General features: G+C 67.2%; 21 protein-coding genes. 5 read left to right on the forward strand and 16 right to left on the reverse strand.

All coding sequences use genetic code 11. The features are described 5' to 3' along the window. Window positions 1-21: 21 nt before the first annotated feature. The 4 genes from adeC to A6745_RS17115 form a co-directional block, all read right to left on the reverse strand. Window positions 22-1,506: an AdeC/AdeK/OprM family multidrug efflux complex outer membrane factor gene (adeC, locus tag A6745_RS17100; protein WP_066131318.1), complete on the reverse strand. Its 1,485-nt coding sequence runs from the start codon at window positions 1,504-1,506 to the stop codon at window positions 22-24. After that, window positions 1,506-4,682 (reverse strand): efflux RND transporter permease subunit, encoded by a 3,177-nt coding sequence (locus A6745_RS17105; RefSeq protein ID WP_066129737.1) that lies wholly within the window; start codon window positions 4,680-4,682, stop codon window positions 1,506-1,508. Before A6745_RS17105 ends, adeC begins: the two co-directional genes overlap by 1 nt. Window positions 4,683-4,698: 16 nt before the next feature. After that, the gene (locus tag A6745_RS17110) at window positions 4,699-5,913 is read right to left on the reverse strand and encodes an efflux RND transporter periplasmic adaptor subunit (RefSeq protein ID WP_066129742.1); all 1,215 of its coding nucleotides are present in this window, start codon (window positions 5,911-5,913) and stop codon (window positions 4,699-4,701) included. A gap of 367 nt (window positions 5,914-6,280) precedes the next feature. Then, a complete protein-coding gene (locus tag A6745_RS17115) occupies window positions 6,281-7,012 on the reverse strand; it encodes a pseudouridine synthase (RefSeq protein WP_066129745.1) in 732 nt (243 codons plus the stop codon). 106 nt (window positions 7,013-7,118) lie between these two features. Here A6745_RS17115 and A6745_RS17120 point away from each other — a divergent pair, with 106 nt between their 5' ends. Together A6745_RS17120 and A6745_RS17125 are read left to right on the forward strand one after the other, a co-directional pair. After that, window positions 7,119-7,718, forward strand: a complete 600-nt coding sequence (locus A6745_RS17120) for a chorismate--pyruvate lyase family protein (RefSeq protein WP_066131320.1) — start codon at window positions 7,119-7,121, stop codon at window positions 7,716-7,718. A gap of 23 nt (window positions 7,719-7,741) precedes the next feature. Further along, on the forward strand, window positions 7,742-9,655 hold the full coding sequence (locus A6745_RS17125; protein WP_066129748.1) for a B12-binding domain-containing radical SAM protein: 1,914 nt from the start codon (window positions 7,742-7,744) through the stop codon (window positions 9,653-9,655). Between the two features lie 41 nt (window positions 9,656-9,696). Here the strand turns inward: A6745_RS17125 and A6745_RS17130 are convergent, their stop codons facing one another. Continuing rightward, the gene (locus A6745_RS17130) at window positions 9,697-10,230 is read right to left on the reverse strand and encodes a YaeQ family protein (protein ID WP_066129751.1); all 534 of its coding nucleotides are present in this window, start codon (window positions 10,228-10,230) and stop codon (window positions 9,697-9,699) included. 281 nt (window positions 10,231-10,511) lie between these two features. Here A6745_RS17130 and A6745_RS17135 point away from each other — a divergent pair, with 281 nt between their 5' ends. After that, the gene (locus tag A6745_RS17135) at window positions 10,512-11,180 is read left to right on the forward strand and encodes a LysE family translocator (protein WP_066129754.1); all 669 of its coding nucleotides are present in this window, start codon (window positions 10,512-10,514) and stop codon (window positions 11,178-11,180) included. A 125-nt stretch (window positions 11,181-11,305) separates the two neighbouring features. Here the strand turns inward: A6745_RS17135 and A6745_RS17140 are convergent, their stop codons facing one another. From A6745_RS17140 to ggt, 5 genes are all read right to left on the reverse strand, one after another. Beyond that, the gene (locus tag A6745_RS17140) at window positions 11,306-13,156 is read right to left on the reverse strand and encodes a dipeptide ABC transporter ATP-binding protein (RefSeq protein WP_066129757.1); all 1,851 of its coding nucleotides are present in this window, start codon (window positions 13,154-13,156) and stop codon (window positions 11,306-11,308) included. A gap of 17 nt (window positions 13,157-13,173) precedes the next feature. After that, on the reverse strand, window positions 13,174-14,046 hold the full coding sequence (locus A6745_RS17145) for an ABC transporter permease (RefSeq protein WP_066129760.1): 873 nt from the start codon (window positions 14,044-14,046) through the stop codon (window positions 13,174-13,176). A 70-nt stretch (window positions 14,047-14,116) separates the two neighbouring features. Continuing rightward, complete coding sequence (locus A6745_RS17150) at window positions 14,117-15,061, reverse strand: ABC transporter permease (protein ID WP_066129764.1); 945 nt, start codon at window positions 15,059-15,061, stop codon at window positions 14,117-14,119. A 184-nt stretch (window positions 15,062-15,245) separates the two neighbouring features. Further along, window positions 15,246-16,757 (reverse strand): ABC transporter substrate-binding protein, encoded by a 1,512-nt coding sequence (locus tag A6745_RS17155; RefSeq protein WP_066129767.1) that lies wholly within the window; start codon window positions 16,755-16,757, stop codon window positions 15,246-15,248. 105 nt (window positions 16,758-16,862) lie between these two features. Beyond that, window positions 16,863-18,491: a gamma-glutamyltransferase gene (gene ggt / locus A6745_RS17160; RefSeq protein ID WP_066129771.1), complete on the reverse strand. Its 1,629-nt coding sequence runs from the start codon at window positions 18,489-18,491 to the stop codon at window positions 16,863-16,865. Between the two features lie 138 nt (window positions 18,492-18,629). Between ggt and A6745_RS17165 the strand changes: the two genes are divergently transcribed. Then, window positions 18,630-19,541, forward strand: a complete 912-nt coding sequence (locus A6745_RS17165) for a LysR substrate-binding domain-containing protein (protein ID WP_066129774.1) — start codon at window positions 18,630-18,632, stop codon at window positions 19,539-19,541. A 21-nt stretch (window positions 19,542-19,562) separates the two neighbouring features. On the opposite strand, the gene A6745_RS17170 is transcribed toward A6745_RS17165, so the two are convergent. The 6 genes from A6745_RS17170 to A6745_RS17195 are packed head-to-tail and all read right to left on the reverse strand — an operon-like array spanning window position 19,563 to window position 24,477. Then, window positions 19,563-20,288, reverse strand: coding sequence for an amino acid ABC transporter ATP-binding protein (locus A6745_RS17170; protein ID WP_066129777.1), 726 nt, complete (start codon window positions 20,286-20,288; stop codon window positions 19,563-19,565). Beyond that, window positions 20,285-20,995, reverse strand: a complete 711-nt coding sequence (locus tag A6745_RS17175) for an amino acid ABC transporter permease (RefSeq protein WP_066129780.1) — start codon at window positions 20,993-20,995, stop codon at window positions 20,285-20,287. The genes A6745_RS17170 and A6745_RS17175 overlap by 4 nt, the downstream gene beginning before the upstream one ends. 1 nt (window position 20,996) lies before the next feature. Then, a complete protein-coding gene (locus A6745_RS17180; protein WP_066129783.1) occupies window positions 20,997-21,698 on the reverse strand; it encodes an amino acid ABC transporter permease in 702 nt (233 codons plus the stop codon). 23 nt (window positions 21,699-21,721) lie between these two features. Next, on the reverse strand, window positions 21,722-22,549 hold the full coding sequence (locus A6745_RS17185) for an ABC transporter substrate-binding protein (RefSeq protein ID WP_066129786.1): 828 nt from the start codon (window positions 22,547-22,549) through the stop codon (window positions 21,722-21,724). Window positions 22,550-22,591: 42 nt separating this feature from the next. Beyond that, window positions 22,592-23,806 carry an aminotransferase class I/II-fold pyridoxal phosphate-dependent enzyme gene (locus A6745_RS17190; RefSeq protein ID WP_066129788.1) on the reverse strand — a complete coding sequence of 405 codons (1,215 nt, stop codon included), beginning with the start codon at window positions 23,804-23,806 and terminating at the stop codon, window positions 22,592-22,594. Next, on the reverse strand, window positions 23,803-24,477 hold the full coding sequence (locus A6745_RS17195; protein ID WP_066129791.1) for an RraA family protein: 675 nt from the start codon (window positions 24,475-24,477) through the stop codon (window positions 23,803-23,805). The genes A6745_RS17190 and A6745_RS17195 overlap by 4 nt, the downstream gene beginning before the upstream one ends. Before the next feature lie 120 nt (window positions 24,478-24,597). On the opposite strand from A6745_RS17195, the gene A6745_RS17200 reads away from it, so the two are divergent. Continuing rightward, window positions 24,598-25,488, forward strand: a complete 891-nt coding sequence (locus A6745_RS17200; protein WP_066129795.1) for a LysR family transcriptional regulator — start codon at window positions 24,598-24,600, stop codon at window positions 25,486-25,488. The last annotated feature ends 6 nt before the right edge of the window (window positions 25,489-25,494 follow it).

The following is a 25,494-nucleotide window of genomic DNA, read 5'->3' on the forward strand; positions in this document are numbered from 1 at the left end:
TGCGTAAGCTGCCGGCATTTTTCATTTCATGCCCTGAGTGGGCATCACCGTATGCTCGCTCCAGCCGCCGCCCAGGGCCTTGTACAGGCTGATCAGGTTGGACAGGCGCTGCAGGCGGGTGTTGATCAGCGTCTGCTGCGCCGAGTACAGCGAACGCTGCGAATCCAGCACCGTCAGGTAGTTGTCGATGCCCAGCTCGAATCGCTGCTGCGACAGCTTGTACGCGCGCTGGCTGGCGTCGACCAGCTTGCGTTGCGAGGCGATCTGCTCGTCCAGGGTGCCACGTCCGGCCAGCGCATCGGAGACCTCGCGGAAGCCGGACTGGATGGCGCGTTCGTAATTGGCGATCTCGATGCGCTTCTGCAGCTTCGCCACGTCCAGGTTGGCCTGCAGCGAACCGCCCGCGAAGATCGGCACCGTGATCTGCGGCGCGAAGCTCCAGGCGCCCGAGCCGCCCTCGAACAGGCCGCCCAGCGAGGCGCTGGCGGTGCCGGCGCTGCCCGTCAGGCTGATGCTGGGGAAGAACGCCGCGCGCGCCGCGCCGATGTTGGCATTGGCGCCTTGCAGGACGTGCTCGGCGGCGCGGATGTCGGGCCGCCGCGTCAGCAGGTCGGACGGCACGCCGGCGGGCAGATCGATCGGCATCATGTCGTCCGGCAAGGGCTGCACGTGGTCGAGCTGGGGCGCCAGCTCGGCCGGAACCGGCTGGCCGATCAGCAGCGTCAGCGCGTTGCGGTCTTGCGCCACCAGCCGCGTGTATTGCGACAGGTTGCTCTCGGCCGTGCGCAGCGCGATCTCGGCCTGGCTCATGTCCAGGTCGGTCGCCACGCCCAGGTCGAAGCTCTGCTTCGTCAGGTCGTAGGACTCTTTCTGCGCCTTGTACGTGTCGCGCGTCAGGCCCAGCAATTCCTGGTCGGCGCGCAGCGTCAGGTAGGCGTTGGCGGTTTCGGAGACCAGGCTCAGTTGCGTGGCGATACGGGTTTCGTCCTGCGCCAGATAGGTCTGCAGGGCCTGCTCGCTGAGGCTGCGGATGCGGCCGAACAGGTCCAGCTCCCAGGCGGAGGTCGCCACGCCCACCTGATAGGTGCGGCTGATGGTGGCCTCGCCCGTGCGGCTGAGATCGGCCGGCGAACGCGAGACGTCCGCCGTGCCCGCCACGCCCACGGACGGCAGCAGGTCGGCGCGCTGGATGCGGTATTGCGCGCGCGCCACCTCGACGTTCAGCGCGGCCACGCGCATGTCGCGGTTGTCAGCCAGCGCCAGTTGGATCAACCGCTGCAGCACGGGATCGCGGAAGAAGTCGCGCCAGCCCACGTCGCCGGCGGCCTGGACCGCCGCGGCGCCATGCACCCGCGTGTTCTGGGTGGGTTGGCGGTCGTAGGCCGGACCGGTGGGATAGGCGGCATCGACCGGCGCCGCGGGACGTTCGTAGGTGGGCGCCAGCGAGCAGCCCGCCAGGGCGGCCATCAACAGCGCGCCGGACAGGGGTTTCAGGGCGATGCGCATCATGCGTGGCCTCCGTTGGACGGATCGGCCGAGGTGCCGTGGCCGCCAGTGTGCGGGGGCTCTTCGCTTTCGCTCATGCGCTTGACGCGGAACAGACGGAGCATGGTCACAAAGAACAGGGGGACGAAGAAGATGGCCAGGAAAGTGCCGGTGAGCATGCCGCCGATCACGCCCGTGCCGATGGCGTTCTGGCTGCCCGAGCCCGCGCCCGAGGCAATGGCCAGCGGCACCACGCCCAGGATGAAGGCCAGCGAGGTCATCAGGATGGGACGCAGGCGCTGCCGTGCCGCGTGCACGGCGGCCTCGGCCAGCGAGGCCCCTTTCTCGAAGTGCTCTTTGGCGAACTCCACGATAAGGATCGCGTTCTTGGCCGCAAGCCCCACCGTGGTCAACAGACCCACCTGGAAGTACACGTCGTTGGAGAGCCCTCGCAACGCGGTCGCCAACAGCGTACCGACGACCCCCAGCGGCACCACCAGCATCACCGCGGTGGGAATGCTCCAGCTTTCATACAGCGCCGCCAGGCACAGGAACACCACGATCAGCGAGATGGCGTAGAGCGCGGGCGCCTGCGCCCCGGACATGCGCTCTTCGAACGACAGGCCCGTCCATTCGAAGCCGATACCCGGGGGCAGGGTCTTGGCGATGCGTTCCATCTCGGCCATGGCCTCGCCCGAACTGTAGCCCGGCGCGGCCTGGCCCTGCACGTTGTACGACGGCACGCCGTTGTAGCGGTTCAGCTTCTGCGAGCCGAAGGTCCATTCGGCCGTGGCGAACGACGAGAACGGCACCATCTGCCCTTCGGCGTTGCGCACGTACCATTTGCCGAGGTCGTCGGGCAGCATGCGCGCGGTGGCGTCGCCCTGCAGGAAGACCTTCTTGACGCGGCCCCGGTCGATGAAGTCGTTGACGTACGAGCCGCCCCATGCGATGGACAGCGTGCTGTTGATCTCGGAAATGGAGACCCCCAGCGCACGGGCCTTCTCGCGGTCGATGTTCAACTGGTACTGAGGCGCGTCCTCGATGCCGTTGGGCCGCACGGCCACCAGCATCGGGCTTTTCATGGCTTCGCCCAGCAACTGGTTGCGCGCCTTCAGCAACTGATCGTGGCCCAGGCCGGCCTCGTCCTTCAACTGGAAGTCGAAGCCCGTGGCGTTGCCCAGCTCCATCACGGAAGGCGGCGCGAACACGGCGATCTGCGCGTCGCGCAGGTTCTTGGCGAAGTACGCGTTGGCCCGCCCCGCCACGGCCTGGGCGCGCTGGTCGGCGCCGGGACGCTGCTCCCAGTCGCGCAGGCGCACGAACATGATGGCGGCGTTCTGGCCCCGGCCGCCGAAGTTGAAGCCGGACACCATGAACACGGACTGCACGCTGGCCTTCTCGTCTTCCAGCAGGTAGCGTTGCGCCTGCTCGATCGTCTGGCGCGTGCGCTCGGCGGTCGCACCCGGAGGCGCCTGCACCTGGGCGAACAGGATGCCCTGGTCTTCCTCGGGCAGGAACGCCGTGGGGATGCGCGTGAACAGCCAGGCCATGCCGATCAGGATCAGCACGTAGATCAGCAGCAGGCGCTTGGTGCGGCCCAGGCTGCGCGACACGGTGTTGGCGTAGCCGTTGCTGGCGCGGTCGAAGTTGCGGTTGAACCAGCCGAAGAACCCGCGGCGCGTGCCGTGGCCGTGCTTGGGCTTGAGGATGGTGGCGCACAGCGCCGGCGTGAACACGATGGCCACGATCACCGACAGCACCATCGAGGACACGATGGTGATGGAGAACTGGCGATAGATGACGCCCGTGGAGCCGCCGAAGAACGCCATCGGCACGAACACGGCCGACAGCACCATGGCGATCCCCACCAGCGCCCCGGTGATCTGCTCCATGGACTTGCGCGTGGCCTGCTTGGGCGATAACCCCTCCTCTTCCATCACCCGCTCGACGTTTTCGACCACCACGATGGCATCGTCCACCAGCAGGCCGATGGCCAGCACCATGCCGAACATGGTGAGCGTGTTGATGGAGTAGCCGAAGGCGGCCAGCACCGCGAACGTGCCCAGCAGCACCACCGGCACGGCCATGGTGGGAATCAGCGTGGCCCGGAAGTTCTGCAGGAACAGGTACATCACCAGGAACACGAGGATGATGGCCTCGACCAGGGTATGCACCACGCCCTTGATGGACAGGCTGACGAACGGCGTGGTGTCGTAGGGATATACGACGTCCATGCCGGGCGGGAAGAACGGCTTGAGGCGCTCGATGGTGGCGCGTACGTTGTCGACCGTGTCCAGCGCGTTGGCGCCGGGGGCCAGCTTGATGGCCAGGCCCGAGGCCGGGCTGCCGTTAAAGGCGCTGTCGATGGCGTAGGTCTGCGGACCCAGCTCGATCCTGGCCACGTCGGACAGGCGCACGCGCGAGCCGTCGGTGTTGACCTTCAGCAGGATGCGGCCAAACTGCTCGGGCGTCGTCAGGCGCGACGGTCCGATCACCGTGGCGTTGAGCTGCTGGCCGCGCACGGCGGGCAGGCCGCCGACCTGGCCCGAGGACACCTGGACGTTCTGCTCCTGGATGGCCGACGTGACGTCGGGCGCCGTCAGGCTGTAGTTGACCAGCTTGTCCGGATCCAGCCAGATACGCATGGCGTACGACGACCCGAACAGCTGGAAGTCGCCGACGCCCTGCGTACGGCTGATGGGATCCTGGACGTACGAGGCGACGTAGTCGGAGATGTCCGCGCGCGTCATGTTGGGATTGCTGGACACGAAGCCCGCGACGATCAGGAAGTTCTTGGTCGCCTTGGTGATGCGGATGCCCTGCTGCTGCACCTCGAGCGGCAGTTGCGGCTGCGCCACCGCCAGCTTGTTCTGCACCTGCACCTGTGCAATGTCGGGGCTGGTGCCCTGGCGGAACGTGAGCGTGATGCTCATGCTGCCGTCGGAGTTGCTTTCGGACGAGATGTACTGCAGCCCGTCCAGGCCGTTCATCTGCTGCTCGATGACCTGCACCACCGTGTCCTGCACGGTCTGCGCCGAGGCGCCGGGATAGGTCACCTGCACCTGGATGGAGGGCGGCGCGATGTTCGGGTACTGCGCCACCGGCAACGACATGATGGACAGCAAGCCTGCCAGCATCAATACGATGGCGATGACCCATGCGAACACGGGCCTGTCGATGAAAAACTTGGCCATGCGCTGAGGCTCCGTGTTATTTCGCTTGGGGCGCGGCGGGCTGGGCGCCCGGTGCGGCGGGCGCCTGGCCCGGCTGCGCCGGCGGGGTCCACTCGGCGGCATTGACTTCGACGCCGGGGCGGGCCTGCTGCAGGCCTTCGACGATGACCCTGTCGCCCGGCTTGACGCCGTCGGTGACCAGCCACTGGTCGCCGATCGCGCGGTCGGCCTTCAGCGTGCGCTGCTCGACCTTGTTCTGGGCATTGACCACCAGCGCGGTGGGCTCGCCGCGCGGGCTGCGCGTGACCCCGCGCTGCGGCACCAGCAGCCCCTCGGGCGCCACGCCCTCGGCCAGCCGCGCGCGCACGTACATGCCGGGCAGCAACTGGCGGTCGGGATTGGGGAAGACGGCGCGCACCACCACCGACCCGGTGGTGGGATCGACGGTGACTTCCGAGAATTGCAGCTTGCCGGTCTGCGTGTAGCGGGTGCCGTCCTCGAGCGTGAGCGTGACTTCGGCGGCCTGCTCGCCGCCGCTCTGCTTGAGCATGCCGCTGGCCAGCGCGCGCTTCAGGCGCAGCAGCTGCACGCTGGACTGCGTGACGTCGACGTAGATGGGATCGATCTGCTGCACCGTGGCGATGGGCGAGGTCTGGTTGGCCGTGAGCAGCGCGCCTTCGGTGACGGCCGAACGGCCGATGATGCCGCTGATCGGCGACAGCACCTTGGTGTAGACGAGGTTGATGCGGGCGGTGTCCAGCGCGGCCTTGGCCGACTGCACGTCGGCGGCGGCCTGGTCGCGCGCGGCGACCGCATCGTCGTAGGTCTGGCGGCTGACGGCGCGGCTTTCGGCCAGCGGCTTGTAGCGCTGCACCAGCAGCACGGCGGTGCGCGCCTGGGCCTCGGCCCGCGCCAGGGCGGCCTTGCTGCTGTCGTATTGCGCCTGGTAGAGCGCGGGATCGATCTGGTAGAGCGGCTGCTGGGCCTTGACCTCGCCGCCTTCGGTGAACAGCCGCTTCTGCAGGATGCCGTTGACCTGCGGACGGACTTCGGCGCTGCGGAAGGCCGAGGTGCGGCCGGGCAATTCGGTGAACAGGGACACTTGCTGGGTCTTGAGGGTGACCACGCCGACCTGCGGCTTGGCCGCCGGCCCCTGCTGCTGTTCCTGCTTGCCGCACGCGGCCAGGCTGAACGCCAGTGCCGTCACCGCCAACGCGCAGGCGCCGCGCGAGACCAGATCATTCTTCTTCATACGATGCATTCCCGGATCATGGACACACCACACCCGCCGGTGCCGGCGAGCTGGGAGAGTTGAAATCGCGATGCCCGCAGCAGCGGCATGCTGCGGCGCAATAAAACCGCCATTGTGCGCCATTCCTTGACCGGAAACAAAGAAATGCAAAGAAAACTCTGTTCCAGTCACGGGACAATCGGCGCATCCTGTCTGCAGCGGCGGCACAGGGCTCGACCGCGGCACAGCCAGCAGCGTTCCGATTCGGGCACGGAATCGCGCATCGCGACGCAATAGCCGGCCAGAATACGCCTGCATCCGGACCAGTTAACCGTCGAGAAACAGGCTGAAATAAGTGTTGCCAAGTGCGCAGGCCGACAGACCGCCCTCAGAAGCGTTCATCGTCGCGCAGATAGCGCCATTGACCAGGCGGCAGATCGCCCAGTTGCACGTTGCCGATGCGCACGCGCTTCAAGCCCACCACTTTCAGGCCGACCAGTTCGCACATGCGGCGGATCTGGCGTTTCTTGCCCTCGCGCAGGATGAAGCGCAACTGGTCTTCGTTCTGCCAGCGCACCTGCGCCTGGCGCAGCGGCTTGCCGTCCAGCGACAGGCCATGGTTGAGCAGCGCCAGGCCGTTCTCGGCCAGCCGGCCCTGCACGCGCACCAGGTATTCCTTCTCGACCGAGGAGTCCTCGCCGATCAGCATCTTGGCGACGCGGCCGTCCTGGGTCAGCACCAAGAGGCCCTGCGAGTCGATGTCCAGGCGGCCGGCGGCGGCCAGGCCCATCAGGTGGGCCCGGTCGAAGCGGCGCGGCGAGCGGTCGCCCGGGTAGCGCGAGTGCGCCTGCACCAGCGCCACCGCGGGCGTATAGCCTTTCTCGGCCTGGCCCGACACGTAGCCCACCGGCTTGTTCAGCAGCACCGTGACCCGGGCCGTCTGGCGCGCCTGGGCGGCGCGCTCGAGGGTGATCACCTGGTTGGGAAAGGCGCGCGCGCCCAGCTCGGACACCACTTCGCCGTCGACACGGACCCAGCCCCGTTCAATGTAGGCATCGGCCTCGCGACGCGAGCAGAGTCCGCGCTCGGACATCAATTTGGAGATACGCACTTTTTCCATGGGGCGGTATTGTAGTCGCAGGGCGGCCCCCCTCCATGCACCCGATCCGCCCCGCGCGCCGGGTGTGCGCGGCCCCGATGCCCTCCGGCTTGGCATAATGCTGCCCATGAAGATTCCTTGCCCCACCAGCAGGCTCGGCTGGCAGGCCGGGCCCTCGCCCTCGCTGTCTCCCCTGATCAAGTCCTGGCTCGCGCGCCCCGGCGCGCTGACGGCGGGATTGCGCGCGCTGGGCGCGTTCCACCTGCGCGTGCTGGCCGAGCACGCCCAGGGGGTGCCGCCCGACGAGGCCCACGCCATGCAGCTGCCGCCGGGCGCGCCCGTCTGGGTGCGGGAGATCGTGATGTCGGTCGACGGCGTGGACGCTGTGATGGCGCGCAGCCTGACGCCGCTGCGGGCCTCGCACGGGGTCTGGCAAGGCATGCGCAGGCTGCGCACGCGGCCGCTGGCCGACATGCTGTATAACGACCGCGGCATCCACCGCTCGGCCTTCGCGTGCAGCCCTGTCGCGCGTGGCATTGCCCTGTACGCCCCGGCGCGCGGCACCCTGCCCGCACGGGATCGCGGCACGGCCCTGCTGTGGGCGCGCCGCTCGGTGTTCTGGCGCATGGGCCAGCCGCTGCTGGTGACCGAGTGCTTCATGCCCGGATTCTGGGCGGCCGCGGCCGCGCGGCCGCAGGCCATCCATCATCAACGCCACCGCCCCTGATACGGGGCATTCCAGCAAGCCTCATGTCTTCCTTGCCCTTGCGCGTGCTCTCCGTCATCCCGCCGATGACGCAACTGAACACGCCCTACCCCTCCACCGCCTATCTCACCGGGTTCCTGCGTTCGCGGGGGGTCACGGCGTTCCAGGAAGACCTAGCGCTCGCGCTGGTGCTGCGCCTGCTGTCGGCCGACGGCCTGCGCGCCGTGGCCGAACGGATCACCGCCCTGCCCGCCGCCCGGCATACACCCGCGATCCAGGCCTTCGTGGCCCAGCAGGCCCGCTACCTGGCCACGATCGGCCCCGCGATCGCGTACCTGCAGGGCCGCGACTCCACCCTGGCGCACCGCATCGCCAGCCGCAATTACCTGCCCGAGGGGCCGCGTTTCCGCTCGCTGGACGTCTACATCGACGAGGATGGCGGCGATCCGCTGGCCTGGGCGTTCGGCGCGCTGGGCCTGAACGACCGCGCCAAGCACCTGGCCACCCTCTATCTGAACGACCTGGCCGACGTGCTGCGCGACGCCGTGGACGAGCGTTTCGAGTTCGTCCGCTACGCCGAATCGCTGGCCGGCAGCCAGCCGACGTTCGATCCCCTGGCCGAGGCGCTCGCGGCCCCGCTGAACCTGGTCGACGAGACCCTGCGCGAACTGACGGAACAGGCGCTGGACCGCCACGCGCCGACCATGGTGCTGCTGTCGGTGCCCTTCCCCGGCGCCGTCTATGCCGCCTTCCGCATCGCCCAGGCCATCAAGGCGCGCAATCCCGCCATCGTCACCGTGCTGGGCGGCGGCTTCGTCAACACCGAACTGCGCGAACTGAAAGACCCGCGCGTGTTCGACTATTTCGACTATGTGTCGCTGGATGCCGGCGAACGCCCCTTGCTGGCGCTGCTGGAACACGTGCAGGGCAAACGCTCGCGCCAGCGCCTGGTGCGCACCTTCCTGCGCGACGCGGAATCCGGCCTGGTCCGGTACGTGAACCTGGTCGAGCCCGACGTGCCGTTCGAGGACGTCGGCACGCCCACCTGGGACGGCCTGCCGCTGGACCGCTACCTGTCGCTGCTGGACATGCTGAACCCGATGCACCGGCTATGGAGCGACGGCCGCTGGAACAAGCTGACGATCGCACACGGCTGCTATTGGAAGAAATGCAGCTTCTGCGACGTCAGCCTGGACTACATCGGCCGGTACGAAGGCGCGTCGGCGAAGATCCTGGCCGACCGCATCGAGGCCATCGTGCGGGAGACGGGACAGACCGGGTTCCATTTCGTGGACGAGGCCGCGCCGCCCAAGTCGCTGAAGGCGCTGGCCAACGAACTGATCGCGCGCGATACCGGCATTTCCTGGTGGGGCAACATCCGCTTCGAGAAGACGTTCACGCCCGAGCTGTGCCAACTGCTGGCCGACAGCGGCTGCATCGCGGTGTCCGGCGGCCTGGAAGTCGCTTCCGACCGGCTGTTGAACCTGATGAAGAAAGGCGTATCGGTGGATCAGGTGGCGCGGGTCACGCGCGCCTTCACCGATGCCGGCGTGCTGGTGCATGCCTACCTGATGTACGGCTTTCCGACGCAGACGGTGCAGGACACCGTGGACGCCCTGGAATACGTGCGCCAGCTGTTCGCCAACGATTGCATCCAGAGCGGCTTCTTCCACCGCTTCGCCTGTACGGTGCATTCGCCGGTGGGCAGGAATCCCGAGGAGTACGGGGTGACGCTGCGCCCCTTGCCCGACGTGACCTTCGCCAAGAACGACGTGGGTTTCCACGACCCCACCGGGGTGGACCACGATGCCCTGGGCCGCGCGCTGAAGAAGGCCATCTACAACTACATGCACGGCATCGGCCTGGACGAGGACGTACGCAGCTGGTTTCCGTTCAAGGTGCCGCGCACCACGGTGGCGCGGCATCGCATCAGCCGGGCGCTGGAGTACGACAACTAGGCCGGGCGGCTCGGCGGGAGAGCGGCCCCATTGAACATTGCCTAGCGCCAGCTCTCCGGCTGCACGGTCACCTGGCCCGCGTCGCACGACACGTACGCCTCGCCGTCCTGCACGTTGACATGCATGCTGAACGTGCGTTGCGCCAGCTCGCCCAGGGCCTGGGTCTGTTCGTACGGCAGGTAGACCACGCGCAGGTTGCGGGCGCGCTCCAGCTTGTTGCGGATGCCGTCCCACCACAGCTTGCTGGCATGGGCATAGCAATACACGATGACTTCGCGCGCCCGGCCGCAGGCTTTCAGAATGCGGCGCTCATCGGGCTGGCCGACCTCGATCCACAGCTGGATGTCGCCGGTCAGGTCCTTGAGCCACACGTCGGGTTCATCGGTGTCGCTCAGGCCCTTGGTGAAGGCCAGGTTCTCGTCGCCATGCAGGGCGAAGGCCAGCAGGCGCACCATCATGCGCTCGTCCGTCTCGGAAGGATGGCGGGCGATGGTGAGCGAGTGGCTGCCGTAATAGTGGCGGTCGCTGTCGGCGACGTGCAGGTCGGCCTTGTAGATGGTTGCGCGCAGGGCCATGGAATATCGGGGGAGATGAGAGGGGCCGGACGCGATGGGCATCCGGCGGCGACACGAATGATACCTGCCTGGGCGCCGGGACGTCGTCCGGCCCTGCCCGCGCCGCGCGCCTGAATGCAAGGACGTTGCGTGGCGAGGCCCGTGTGCGGGAGCGAAGCGCGCCGGCTTGCGTTAAGCTGGCGCAACCCGTATGAACCCGCATCGGCGCCGTGCCCCACGGCGCATGCGGACGAGCCGACGACGCCTCCGGCTCCCTCCCACAGACCCTCATCCGCCTCGCCATGACTGCGCTCGCCGCCCTGCTGGCCTTCACGGCCGCCGCCACCCTTCTCACCCTCACCCCCGGCCTGGATACCGCGCTGGTGCTGCGCACCGCCATGCGCGAAGGCACGCGCCGCGCGCTGCTGGCGGGCATGGGCATCTGCGCGGGCTGCCTGGTGTGGGGCGTGCTGGTGGCGGCTGGCCTGGGCTCCTTGCTGGCCGCGTCCCAGTTGGCGTACGACCTCCTGCGCCTCTGCGGCGCGGCCTACCTTTGCTATATGGGCGCGCAGTTGCTGTGGCGCAGCTGGGCGCGCCGCAAGGCGTCAGCAGAGGCTGCGGCACAGGGCGCCACCGACGCGGCGGGCTCCTTGGCCGCGGCGCGCGGCCTGACGCCCCCGCAGTGGTTCCTGCGCGGCTGCCTGACCAACCTGCTGAACCCCAAGATCGGCGTCTTCTACGTGACATTCCTGCCGCAGTTCGTGCCGGCGGGCGTGGATGTCTTCCCGTTCACCGTGCTGCTGGCCACCATCCACGCGGCATTGGGCGTCGCCTGGTTCGCCGTGCTGGCGGCAGCGGCCAAGCCGTTGAACCGCTGGCTGGCGCGCCCGTCGGTGGCGCGCGGGCTGGACCGTCTGACAGGCGCCGTGTTCATCGCCTTCGGCCTGAAGCTGGCGCTGGAGCGGCGCTGAAATCAACCCGGCACGGTAGCGTGCCCCTTACAGCAGCTCGAATGAAAAAGCGCCAGACAGTCACATGACCGCTGGCGCTTCGTGCTCTGCGGAAGGCCCCTCGGGACCCTCGGGGGCACGGCGTATCAATACACCCCGATCGAATGCCGGGCCACGAAATGGCCCTCGCCCACCTGCACCAGGGGCTGCACCACGGGCTCGTCGCCCACTTTGCGCACCGGGCTGGGAATCTCGTCGACCAGCAGGGAACGCTGCCGGTGGCGGCGTTGCGGATCGGCGATGGGCACGGCGGCCATCAGCTTCCTGGTGTAGGGATGCTGGGGATTCTCGAAGATGGCCTGGCGCGGGCCGATCTCGACGATCTGCCCCAGGTACATCACCGCCACGCGGTGGCTGATGCGCTCGACCACGGCCATGTCGTGCGAGATGAACAGGAACGACACGCCCAGCTCGCGCTGCAGGTCCAGCAGCAGGTTGACGATCTGCGCCTGGATCGACACGTCCAGCGCCGACACGGATTCGTCGGCGATCACCACCTTGGGGTTCAGCGCCAGGGCGCGCGCGATGCTGATGCGCTGGCGCTGGCCGCCCGAGAACTCGTGCGGATAGCGGTCGATCATGTCGGGCACCAGGCCGCACTTGTCCATCAGCCAGCGCACGCGCTCCTCGGCCTGCCTGCCACGCGCCACGCGGTGGATCAACAGCGGCTCCATGATGGAATAGCCGACCGTCATGCGCGGATCCAGCGACGCGAACGGATCCTGGAAGATGAACTGGATGTGGCGCCGCAGCGACTGCATGGCCGAGCCGCGCAGCGAGCCGATGTTCTGGCCGTCGAACTCGATGCTGCCGCCCTGGCTCTTGACCAGTTGCAGCAATGAACGGCCGGTGGTGGTCTTGCCGCAGCCCGACTCGCCCACCAGCGACAGCGTTTCGCCGGGATACAGGTCGAAGCTGACCTGCTCGACGGCGTGCACGCGCCTTTTCACGTTGCCGAAGAGGCCGCTGGCGACGTCGAAGCGCGTGGTCAGCCCGCGCACCTTCAGCAGCGGGCCCTGCTCGCGGCGCACGGTGGTGTCGCCCTCGGCCACGGTGGCGGGCTGCTCGGTGACGCCATCGACGCGCAGCAGCGGGAACGGCGCGGGCTGTGTCGTGCCCTGCATCGCGCCCAGGCGCGGCACGGCCGACAGCAGCGCACGCGTGTAGTTGTGGCGCGGATCGGCGAACACCGCGTCCGACGTGCCCTCTTCCACCTTGTCGCCGCGGTACATGACCAGCACGCGGTCGGCCACCTCGGCCACCACGCCCATGTCATGGGTGATGAAGATCACGCCCATGTCCATTTCTTCCTGCAACTGGCGGATCAGTTGCAGGATCTGGGCCTGGATGGTCACGTCCAGCGCGGTGGTGGGCTCGTCGGCGATCAGCAGTTGCGGCTTGCACGACAGCGCCATGGCGATCATCACGCGCTGGCGCATGCCGCCCGACAGCTGGTGCGGATAGCGGTCGAGGATGGCGCGGGCCTCGGGGATGCGCACGCGTTCCAGCATGCGCAGGGTCTCGGCGCGCGCGCCGGCGGCGTCCAGCCCCTGGTGCAGTTGCAGGGCCTCGGCGATCTGCGCCCCGGCGGTGAAGCTGGGGTTCAGCGAGGTCATGGGCTCCTGGAAGATCATGGCGACGTCGGCGCCGCGCACGCGCTGCAGGCTGGATTCGTCGGCGCGGGCCAGGTCGAAGACCTCGCCGCCCCGGCGCCGCAGTTGCATGTTGCCCGAGACGATCCTGCCGCCACCGTACTCCACCAGGCGCATCAGCGACAGCGAGGTCACCGACTTGCCCGAGCCCGATTCGCCGACGATGGCCAGGGTCTCGCCGCGGTCGACGTGGAACGACAGGTCGCGCACGGCATCGACCGTGCGCGTGGGGGTGTTGAAACGCACGCTCAGGTTCTCGACCTGGACGACGCGCTTGTCGTTCATGCTTGTGGTCATGTTGCTTACTTCTCCTGGCGCGGGTCGAGGGCATCGCGCAGCCCGTCGCCCAGCAGGTTGAATCCGAGCACCGCCAGGAAGATCGCCGAGCCGGGGAAGATCGACATCCAGGGCGCCTGCGTCATGAAGTTCTTGGCCGTGTTGAGCATCGAGCCCCACGACGGGTTGGGCGGCTGCAGGCCCAGGCCCAGGAACGACAGGCTGGCCTCGGCGATGATGGCCGTGGCGATGGTGATGGTGGCCTGCACGATCAGCGGCGGCATCACGTTGGGAAACACGTGCCGGCCGATGATGCGCAGGTCGGACGCGCCCAGCGCCCGGGCGCTCTGCACGTAGTCTTCGTTCTTCACCGCCAGCACCTGCCCGCGCGTGATCCGGATGAACTTGGGCGCGGCCGACACGCCGATGGCGATCATCGCGTTGACCAGGCTGGGCCCGAGAAAAGCGGCCAGCGCGATCGCCAGGATCAGGAACGGAATGGCCAGCAGCGCCTCGGTGCAGCGCGAGATGATGCTGTCCGTCCAGCCGCCGAAGTAGCCGGCGGCCAGGCCGAACGGCACGCCGACGATCAGCGCGATGATGACCGACACCAGGCCCGCCATCAGCGAGGCGCGCGCGCCATACATCAGGCGCGAGTAGATGTCGCGGCCCAGCTCGTCGGTGCCCAGCCAGAACGACGCCGACGGCGCCTTGCGGATGGTCATGAAGCTGGTCTGGAAGGGATCGTGGTTGGCCAGCAGCGGCGCGAACAGCGCCATCGCCACGAACAGCAGCACGATGATCGCGCCCAGCATGGCGACGCGGTTGCGCCGGAACTTGCCCCAGGCGCGGTTGCCGGCGCGCGGGGGAACGGCGGTTGCCGTTGCGGTCGTAGTCATGTTTGCTCCCAGGCGCTGCGCGCCGTCCCTGCGAGAGGGAATTCGTTCTTGAGGCGGCTCGGCGAACTCATCATGCGTGCCTCAGGCGGGGATTGACCAGGATGTACAGCACGTCGGCCAGCAGATTCATGATGATGAAGCCCACGGCGACGCACAGGACCACGCCCTGCACCACCGCGTAATCGCGGTTGAAGACGGCGTCGACGATCAGCTTGCCGAAGCCCGGGATGGTGAACACCTGCTCGGTCAGCACGGCGCCCGCCAGCAGTTCGCCGAACAGCAGCGTGACCAGCGTGACGATGGGCATCAGCGCGTTGCGCAGCGCGTGGCGCAGCACGACCTTGCGCGGCGACACGCCCTTGGCGCGCGCGGTGCGCACGTAGTCGGCGCTGAGCGCCTCCAGCATCGATGACCGCGTATGCCGCATCAGGTAGGCGGCGATGGCGGTGGACAGCACCAGCGACGGCATCAGCAGCGTCTTGATGGACAGCCACAGGTCTTCGGCGGGCGACACATAGCCCGAAGCCGGCAGCAGCTGCCACTGCACGGACACCACCATGATGAGGATGATGCCCAGCCAGAAGTTGGGGATGGACATGCCCGACAGCGCCGCCACGTTGGCGCCCATCTCGACCGCCGTCCCTTTTCGCACCGCCGCGACGATGCCCATGGGAATGCCGACGAGCACCGCCCAGAACATGGCCATCACCGCCAGTTGCAGCGTGACGGGCAGCTTCTGGGCGATCAGTTGCGAGACCGGCACGTCGGTGCGCAGCGACTTGCCCAGGTCGCCCTGCAGCACCTGGCCGACCCAGGCGCCGTACTGCACGGGCAGCGGATCGTTCAGGTGGTACTTGTCGCGCAGATAGTCGAGGACGGCCGGGTCGCGCTCTTCGCCCGCCAGCGTCAGCACCGGATCGCCGGGCAGGATCTTCTGCAGCATGAAGACGAGCATCGACACCAGCACCAGGGTCGGAATGGCCACGACCACGCGGCGCAATATGAGTCTTAGCATAGATAAAACCGAGAAAAAGAAAGCGGGCCGGGCCGCGTTCGGCTGGGCCGCGCTCGGCCGGGCCGCGCTCGACACGAGGCGATACCGGCTGCGCCACGCCACGCACTACCGCGCCGCCGGCCGTGGCGCCCCCAGGCGAAAACACCTGTTCCAGGGCATTGGACCGGCCGCGCGGCGCGCAGCGTCATTTTGCCAGGGTCACGCCCTTCAGGCGGATCATGCCGTCGGCATAGGGCTTGAAACCTTGCAGCTTCTTCGTCATGGCGAAGGGCCAGGGCTGGTAGTACAGGTAGAAGTTGCGCACGTCCTTGTCGAGGATGGCTTCGGCCTGGTCGTACAGGGCGCGGCGCTTGACCTGGTCGGGCACCTGGCGCGCTTCGTTCAGCAGCTTGTCCACGGCCGGATTGTCGTACTTGCCGTCGTTCAGCGAACCCTTGGCCGTGACGAAGGTGTAGAGGTTGCCGTCCGGATCGACCCGGCCCGACCAGCCGCGGATCGAAGCCTCGAAGTTGCCCGCCGTGTTGCCCGCCAGCAGCGCGGCGTAGTCGGTGGGACGCAGGCTGAGCTGGATGCCCGCCTCGGCCGCCATGGCCTGCACCATCTCGGCGATGGCCGCGGTCGTGGTGTTGTTGCCGTAGGACAGTTCGGCCTTCACGGTGGTGAGGCCGGCTTCCTTCAGCAGCGCCTTGGCCTTCGCCACGTCGCGCTGCGGCACGGGCTTGTCGCTGTGATAGGGGCTGGCCGGCGGGAACGGCTGGTTGGCCGGCGTGTAGATGCCGCCGCCGATCACTTCGTTGATGGCGTTGCGGTCGATCGACAGTTCCAGGGCGCGGCGCACCCGGACGTCCTTGAACGCGCTGGTCTTGGCGCGCTCGCCGTTGCCGATATTGAAGTAGATTTCCTGGAAGCCCAGGCCATCCACCGACTCGAACTTCAGATTGGGGTCGCCCTTGACCTGGGCCACGTCAGAGGGGTTCACGCGCTCGATCAGCTGCAGGCCGCCCGCGCGCAGGTTAGACAGGCGCACCGTGGTGTCGGGCACCGGCAGGAACACCACGCGCGAGAAATGGAAGTCCTTGGCGTCGTAGTACTTGTCGAACTTGTCCAGCACGATGCGGTCGTTCTGGATGCGCTCGACGAACTTGTACGGACCCGAGCAGATGGGCGTGCGGGCCACCGACGCCGGGTCGGCGAAGGACTTGGGCGACAGCATCATGCCGGCGCGGTCGGACAGGTTGGCCAGCAGCGTGGCGTCCGGTGTCTTCAGCGTCAGCACCAGCGTTTCGGCGTCGGGCGCGTCCACCTTCTCGACCGAGGCCAGCTCGCTCTTGCGCATGCTGTCCTGCAGGGTCAGCGCGCGGTCCAGGTTGGCCTTGGCCGCGGCGGCGTCGAACTTGGTGCCGTCATGGAAGGTGGCGTCGGTGCGCAGCTTGAACGTCAGCACCTTGTTGTCCGGGCTCCAGCTCCACGACGTGGCCAACTGCGGCACGAACTGCAGCTTGGCGTCGAGGTCGATCAGCTTGTCGCACAGCGACGTGAACACCAGGCGGCTGACATAGGTGCGGGCCCGGTGCGGGTCCAGCACGTCCACTTCTTCCTGCAGGCCGATGCGCAGTTCCTGCGCGACGGCGGCGCCGGAGGCGGCGGCCAGCAGCAGGCCGCCCAGGATGACGCTTGCGCGTGTACGTTTACTCATTGAAAACTCCCCTCGTTAATCCGCTCGTCTTGGCTACGGAGCCATCCCGGACACCCGCCCCGGCGCGAGGCGGCAAGATGCGGGAAGGTCCCGTGCATTGCATCATCAGAAGCCGACCGCCTGGCCATCGCGGCGCGGATCGCTGGCGGCAACGTAGCCCTGTTCATTGTCGTTGGCCGACATGCGCCAGATGAACTGGCCCGCGCCGAAATCCATGTACGGATCGTCCACCGACTTCAGGCCGTGGCCCAGGTCTTTCAGGCCGGCGACAGTCTGCGCGTTCATGCTCGATTCCACGTCCAGCGTGAAGTCGCGGTTGACCTTCCAGCGCGGCGCGTCGCACGCGGCCTGCGGCTGTTGATCGTAATCCACCATGCGGATCACCGTCTGCAGGTGGCCCTGGGGCTGCATGTCGCCGCCCATCACGCCGAAGCTCATCACCGGGCGGCCGCCCTGCGTCAGGAAGCCCGGGATGATGGTGTGGAATGGGCGCTTGCCGCCCTCGACCACGTTCGCCGAGGCCGGGTCCATCGAGAAGCCCACGCCACGGTTCTGCATGCTGATGCCCGTGCCCGGCACCACGATGCCCGAGCCGAAGCCCATGTAGTTGGACTGGATGAACGAAATCATCATGCCGCGCTCGTCGGCCGCCGTCAGGTAGATGGTGCCGCCGGCATGCGGACGGCCAGCCTCGAAGGGCGAGGCCTGGTCCAGCCTGATCAGCCTGGCGCGGCTGTCCAGATAGGCGTCGTCCAGCATCTGTTCGGGCGTGACTTCCATGGCGCGCGGGTCGGCCACGTAGCGGTACAGGTCGGCGAAGGCCAGCTTCATGGCTTCGATCTGCACGTGCTGCGACTGCACCGAGTCCACCGGCATCGAGGCCAGGTCGAAGCGCTCGCAGATGCCCAGCGCGATCAGCGCGGCGATGCCCTGCCCGTTCGGCGGGATTTCGTGCAGCTCGTAGCCTCGGTACGACTTGGAGATGGGGTCGACCCAGTCCGGGCGGTAGTTGCGCAGGTCGTCCAGCGTCATCGCGCCGCCGTGTTCCTTGGCAAAGGCGGCGATGCGCTCGGCCAGTTCGCCTTCATAGAAGTCGCGGCCACCGCTTTCGGCGATGCGGCGCAGCGCGAAGGCGGCGTCCTTGAAGCGGAAATGCTCGCCCACGGCCGGCGCGTGGCCGTGGGGCATGAAGGCCTGGGCATAGCCCGGCTGGCCCGACAGCTCGGCCGCGGCGGCGGCCCACTTGTGCGCCACCACGGGCGGCACGGCGTAGCCGCGCTCGGCGATCTCGATGGCGGGTTCGAACAGTTGCTCGAAGGGCAGCTTGCCCAGCTTTTCATGCAGCGTGGCCCAGCCGGCCACCACGCCCGGCACCGTGGCCGAATCCCAGCCGCGCTTGGGGCGGTTGGCCAGGCCGGCGGCGTCGGTGCCGTACTTGCGCTTGAAGTATTCGACGTTCCAGGCGGCGGGCGCCACACCCGAGGAATTCAGGCCGTGCAGGCGCTGGCCGTCCCAGACGATGGCGAAGCAGTCGCCGCCCAGGCCGCACGACACGGGCTCGACCAGCGTGATCGTGGCGGCGGCCGCGATGGCCGCGTCGACCGCGTTGCCGCCCTTCAACAGCATGCGCAGGCCGGCCTGCGCCGCCAGGGGATGCGACGTGGACACCACGTTGCGGGCGAACAGCGGAATACGGTGCGACGGATAGGGATTGGCCCAGTCGAAGGTTTTCATGCGGCGGCTCTGCGTCTAGTCGATAGGAAACAGGCGACGTTACTCCCGTGATTTAATTAGATCAATTTGAATCTTTGATCCGTCATTAAAGAATTTTTTATAAGTTCCAGAGCGGCGTCGCGACACGGGTTTTCCCTTATGAGCACCATTCGATTCATGCGCACTTTCCTGGCGGTGGCGCACCACGGCTCATTCTCCGAGGCGGCCGAGCAGGTGGCCTTGACCCAGGCCGCCGTCAGCTTCCAGATGCGCGCCCTGGAAACCGAACTGGGCCGCGAACTGTTCGACCGCAGCGGCCGGCTGGCCCTGCTGAATGCCGCGGGTCGCGAACTGCTGCCCGAGATCAAGCATCTGCTGGATTTATACGACCGCCTGCGGCAGCCGCGCAATGCGCCCGACGAACTGGCCGGCTCGGTCTCGGTGGGCGCCATCGTGTCCTGCATGGGCACGCTGTCCAAGGTGGTGTCGCGCATGAAGCGCGACCATCCGGCGCTGGACGTGCGGCTGTTCTCGGGCAAGGCCAGCGAACTGGCCGGCAAGGTCGAGGCGGGCGAACTGGACGCCGCCTTCATCGTCGAGGCCGGCCGCAAGATGGCCAGCACGCGCTGGATCACGCTGTATGAAGAGCCGCTGGCCGTGGTGGCCCCGGCGTCCGCCCAAGGCAGCGACGCGCGCACGGTGCTGGCCAGCCACCCCTTCCTGCGCTTCGACCGCACCCAGCGCACCGGCCTGCAGATCGAGCGGGTGCTGCGCCGGCTGGGAGTGGCGGTCAACGAGTTCCTGGAACTGAACGCCATCGAGACCCTGGTGGAACTGGTGCGCCAGGAGGTGGGCGTGACGCTCTTGCCGATGCTGATCGGCGCCAATTGGCAGCAAAGCCCCGACTTGCGCGTGTTGCCGCTGCCCGACGACCTGGGGCCGATCGCGCGCGGCATCGGCATGCTGGAGCGGCGCGAGCACGCGCGTCAGGCGATCACCGGCGAAGTCTGCGCGCAAGTGGCGGCAGCGGTCCGCCGCCGCCACGGCGCGCAGGCCGCCGCGCACGACTGACGCCGCGCCGATGCGCGGTGCTCAATGCCGGATGTCGGCCAGGAATTTCTGCGCGCGGGCGCTGCGCGGCGTCGTGAAGAACGCGTCGGGTGCGCCGGTTTCGATGATCTTTCCCGCATCCATGAACCACACCGTGTCGGCCACTTCGCGCGCGAACCCCATCTCGTGCGTAACGCAGACCATGGTCATGCCTTCGCTGGCCAGGGTCTTCATGACCTGCAGCACCTCGCCCACCATCTCGGGATCCAGCGCGCTGGTCGGTTCGTCGAACAGCATCACGGGAGGCTTCATGGCGAGCGCCCGCGCGATGGCCACGCGCTGCTGCTGACCGCCTGAAAGCTGCGCGGGATAGGCCTCGGCCTTGTGGGCCAGGCCTACCTTTTCCAGCAGGACCATGGCCTGGCCACGCGCCTCGGCCTTGCTGGCGCGACGCAGCATCACGGGCGCCAGCGTGATGTTCTCCATGACGCTCAGGTGCGGAAACAGGTTGAACTGCTGGAAGACAAACCCGATGTGGCTGCGCTGCTCGTCGATATCGGCCCCCTTGCGGGTGATGTCCTGTCCATTGACCTCGATGCGCCCGCGCTGGATCGGCTCGAGCCGGTTGATCGTGCGGATCAGCGTGGACTTTCCGGACCCGGACGGGCCGCACACCACCAGCACCTCCCCACGCCTGACCGTGGCGTTGATATCTGCCAGCGCGTGATAGTCGCCATACCATTTGTTGACATCGATGAACGTAATCATGCGGGAGCAGCCTGTACGGGTTTGGCGCAGCGGCGGCGCGCCACGCGGATGTCGACCAGGCGCGCCAGGCCGGTCAGAATGAAATTGAGCGAGAAGTACGTCAGGGCCAGCAAGGCGAACACCTCGAACGGCCGCACCAGCAGCACGCTGTTCAATTGGTTCGCCGCATAGGTCAGCTCCTGAACGCTGATCACGTAGGCGAGCGACGTTTCCTTCACGGTCGAGACGAACTGGCTCATCATGCTGGGCAGCATGTTGTAGAGCGCCTGCGGCAGGATGATGCGGCGCATGGTCTGGCCATACGACAGGCCCAACGCCCGGCCCGCCTCCATCTGCCCGGTGGGCAAGGCCTGGATGCCCGCACGGATGATCTCGGCCAGATAGGCGCTTTCATAGCACACCAGGGCAACCACCATCGTCGTAAACCCCGCCACCGGACGCCCGATCAGCAAAGGCACGAAAAAGTACGCCCAGAAAATGAACATCAGCAGCGGCAGTCCCCGCACCATGTACACCAGGGCCGTGGCGGGATAGCGGAAGACGCGCCTCGAACTCAGGCGCCCAAGCGCCAGCAGCAGCCCGCAAGGCAATGCCAGCAGCAGGCTGAAGGCGGCCAGCGACAGCGTGGCCACCAGGCCGCCCATGGGGCCGTTCGGATACTGCCCGACCAGCAGCAGCAGCCAGTTATCGGCAAGAATGTCCCACATGTCAGCGCACTCCGGTCAATCGGCTGCGGCGCGCCAGGGCATCGCCGCCCCACATGATCAGCAGCGACAGCGCCAGGTAGATCAGCGTGACCACCGCGTAAGCCTCGAACACCTTGAACGTCACGTTCTCGATCTCGCGCGCAGCCTTGGTCAGCTCGGTCACGCCGATCGCCATGGCCAGGCTCGTATTCTTGAACAGCAGCAATGTCTGGTTGACCAAGGGAGGAATGGCGATCCGGAAGGCCTGGGGCATCATGACCCGGCGCATCGCCTGCAGATAGGACAGGCCCAGGGCGCGAGCCGCCTCCAGTTGGCCCGCGGGAATCGAACGCAAGGCGCTGCGCAGATCCTCCGCCACGTAGGCGGCCATGACCAGCGCGATGGCGATCATGGCCATCAGGAACTCACCGCCGATGGCATTGATCCGGTCGCCCCAGGAAACGGGCAATATGGCCGGTACGCCGAAATACCAGAAAAGGATGTGAACCAGCATCGGCACATTGCGGTGAAAGGCAATGTAGGCCGAAATCAAGGTATTGAGGAGACGGACGCCGGCCAGCCGCATGACGGCCAGCAGCGTCCCCACGAAGAACGCCAGCCCCCAGGCCAGGCCGGTCAGCGCCAGGGTCGTCAACAGACCCTGGATCAGCCAATCGGCATACTGGCCCTGGAGGATGGCGCCGAAGTCAAAAACGTATTGCATCGACGTCTCGTCTCAGGACAGGCTCAGCCCTTGATGGCTTCGATCTTGAAGTCACGCTTCATTTTGTAGGGCGATTGGTCGCCAAGCCATTTGCCGAAGATCTTGTCGATCTCGCCGCTGGCCTGCAGGCCGTCGAGCACCTTGTTGACCTGGTCCAGCAAGGCCGTCTCGCCCTTGCGGACACCCACGCCCCAGGGCTCGACGAACAGGGCGGGCTCGAGGATCTTGACGGGCACCGGACTACTGGCCGCTTGCGTGCGGAATTTGGCCAGCATGAGCTCGGAGGCCACGAAGCCGTCGACCTTGCGCTGTTGCAGCGCCATGAAGGCACCCGGAGGGTCCTTGAACGAGATGGCGGTCACGTTCGGAATGTGCTCGCGCGCGCCCTGTTCGGAAGAGGACCCGGCGGTGGCGCTGACACGCTTGCCGGCCAGGTCGGCGGGCGACTTCAAGCCGGTGTCGGCCTCACGCGCAAGCACCTTCTGAGGGCTGACGAAATGCTGATGCGAGAAGTCGATCTGCTGAGCCCGGGCGGGCGACCAGCCCAGGTTCGCGGCGACCACGTCGACACGGCCGGCCACCAGTTCGGGGATGCGGGCCTCGACGGCGATCAGCTTGAGTTCCATCGGTACCCCCAGGCTGTCGGCGATCTTCTGGCACAGATCGACCTCATAGCCCACGACAGCGCGGGTCTTGGCGTCCTGGAAGCTGAACGGCTCGGCCGTGCCCAGCGTGCCGCAAATGAACTTGCCGCGCGACTTGATGTCCTGCAACTGGTCGGCGTGCGCCGTGCCGGGCATGGCGCACGCCATGGCGATCAATATGGCGGGAGCGGTGAACAACGTTTTCATGGTTTCCCCTTGTAAAGAAATACGGATGATGGTGCCGGCGACTCAGCGCAATGCTGCGCAAGCCTTGGCAAGGCGATCGCACCCCGCGTCGATCTGCTGCATCGAGGTGGCGAAACTCAGGCGGACATAGGGCGACAGGCCATAAGCCGCGCCGTCGAGCACGGCCACGCCGGCCGCCTCGAGCCAGTACATGACCACGTCCAGGTCGGTCGACAACGTCGTGCCCGCCGGCGTCACGCGGCCCAGCAGCCCCGCGACGCAGGCATAGACGTAGAACGCGCCGTCCGGCACGCCGCAGCGGATCCCGTCCACGCCATTGAGGCGGCCGACGATCCGGTCACGGCGCTCGCGGTACACGTCGCGAGACCGCGCCACGCTTTGCTGGTCGCCGGTCAATGCCACGACGGCGGCGGCCTGGCTGACCGCGCTCACGCAACTGGTGTTCTGAGAGATGAGCGTGCTCATGGCGCGAATCAGCGCGCGGGGGCCGCCGGCGTACCCGACACGCCACCCCGTCATGGCGTAGGCCTTCGAGACGCCGTTGACCGTGAGAACGCGACCGGCCAATTCCGGCGCGACCCGCGCCAGGCTGGCCATCGCGGTGCCGCCATAGCATAGGTGCTCGTAGATTTCGTCGGTCAGCACCGCCACCTGAGGATGGCGAGCCAGCACCTCGGCCAGCGCCTGCAGTTCCGCCGCGCGGTACACGGCGCCCGTGGGATTCGACGGCGTGTTCAGGATGAGCCACTTGGTGCGCGGCGTGATCGCCGCTTCCAGTGACGACGGCGTCAGCTTGAAACCCTGGTCCTGCCCGCAGACCACCACCACGGGCGTGCCTTCGTTGGCCAGCACCATGTCGGGGTAGGACACCCAGAACGGCGCGGGCACGATGACTTCGTCGCCGGCCTGGACGGTGGCCGCCAGCGCGGTGAAGATCAACTGCTTGGCGCCGACGCCGACGATCAGTTGGTCCAGGCCGTAGGCCAGGCCATTTTCCCTCTCGAACTTGGCCTGCACCGCCTTGAGCAGGGACTGCGTGCCTGCCGCGGCCGTGTAGCGGGTCTGCCCCTGGCGAATGGCCGCGATGGCTCCTTCCACGATATGCGCCGGCGTGTCGAAGTCCGGCTCGCCCACGGTAAAGTCGACGATGTCCTTGCCTTGGGCGCGCAGCTGGTCGACGCGTTGCTTGGCCGCCATGCTGGGCGAGGGCTTGATGGACAAGGCCCGCGCGGCCAGGAACGCCTGATCGATGCTCATGCCATCCCCTTGGCCGCGAAAGCCGCCTGCATCCAGCTCTGTGTCCGCTGGCCCGTGGCGATTTCCGCCATGATTCTTACCTCTTTGGCCGCATGGGCGCGGGCCGCCTCGATCAGCGCACGGGCATGGCCAGGCGCGAAAGACACCAGCCCGTCCTCGTCGCCCACGACCCAGTCGCCGGGCTCGATGACCTGGCCGCCGATCGTGACGGGCACGTTGACTTCGCCCGGCCCATCCTTGAAGGGCCCGCGATGCGTCACGCCCCGCGCATAGCAAGGAAAGTCGTCCTGGGCAAAAGCGCCGACGTCGCGGATCGCGCCATCGACCACCACGCCTGCGCAACCGTGCCGCTGCAGGTAGCGCTTCATGATTTCGCCCAGCACGGCGTTGTTCAGCGCGCCGCCCGCGTCGATCACCAGCACGTGGCCGGGCTGAACCTGCATCATGGCCTGGTAGATGAACAGGTTGTCGCCGGGACGCGTGCGCACCGTCAAGGCAGTGCCCACCAGCTTGCCCGTTCGGTGATACGGCTGCAGACCCACGATGCCGACCTGGCGGCCCAGGTTGTCGCTCAGGTGCGCGGTCGCGATGCCGGACAGCGCCTCACGGACGGAAGCATCGCCGGCGCCGGCGGCCGGCAGGATACGCGTGCCGGGAAGAGGTGTGTTCATGTATGAAATCGGGTGCGAAGTGTGACTGGGCCCTCATCATCGGCGCAGCGAATCACAAAAAAAAGTGATTTATCCTCACACCGCTATATTCCAAAAAATAATTAAAGGGATTACCCGAATATGTTCACGTTCAAGCAGATCGAGGCGTTGTACTGGACCGTGCGGCTGGGCACCCTGCATGCGGCGGCGCGCAAACTGCACACGTCGCAGTCCGCCATCACCAAGCGGATCCAGGACATGGAAGGCGAGTTCGACCTGGCCCTGTTCGACCGGACGGGGCACAAGGCCGTGCTGACCTCGCGAGGCCACGAGATATTCGGCATGGCGCGGGACCTGCTTGCGCAACGCGACAAGATGCTGACGCGCTTGCAGGGCCTGCACGTACATACCGGCACGCTGCGCCTGGGGATCACGGAGATCACCGCGATGACGTGGCTGCCGGCCTTCATCCGCGAGCTGCGCAACCAGTATCCGCGTGTGGCGCTCGAACCGAGCATCGACATGGGAGCCGACCTGCTGCAGAAGCTGGTCGCCGGCCGCATCGACCTGGCGATCGTCCATGAGGAACTCATCACGGCGGAGCTGGACTCGGTGCGGCTGCGACCGCTGGAATTCGTCTGGACAGGCGCTGCGGACCAGATCGACGACACGCGCATCCACACACCGGCGGACATTGCCGCGATGCCGCTGCTGCGGCAGTCGCGCGAGTCCGGCCTCAATCGCATCTACGACCTGTGGCTGGACCCGCATGTCTCGACCAACAACATTTTCACGATCAACAGCCTGATCGCGATGGCGGGCCTGACGTCGGCGGGGTTCGGCATTTCCTGCCTGCCACGCGACTTTTTCAGCGAGTGGATCCGGCACCGCCGGCTGAGCATTCTGCGCACCAGCATCGCCCCGCCGCAGTCGGTCTACCGCGCCGCTTATCGCCGCGATGCGGATGCGTCCTTCTATCACGACCTGGCGATGCTGGCGCAGCAATGCTGCGATTTTTCGGATCCGGTGTGACGGCGC

Source organism: Bordetella ansorpii (assembly GCF_900078705.1).
Lineage (GTDB): Bacteria > Pseudomonadota > Gammaproteobacteria > Burkholderiales > Burkholderiaceae_B > Bordetella > Bordetella ansorpii_A.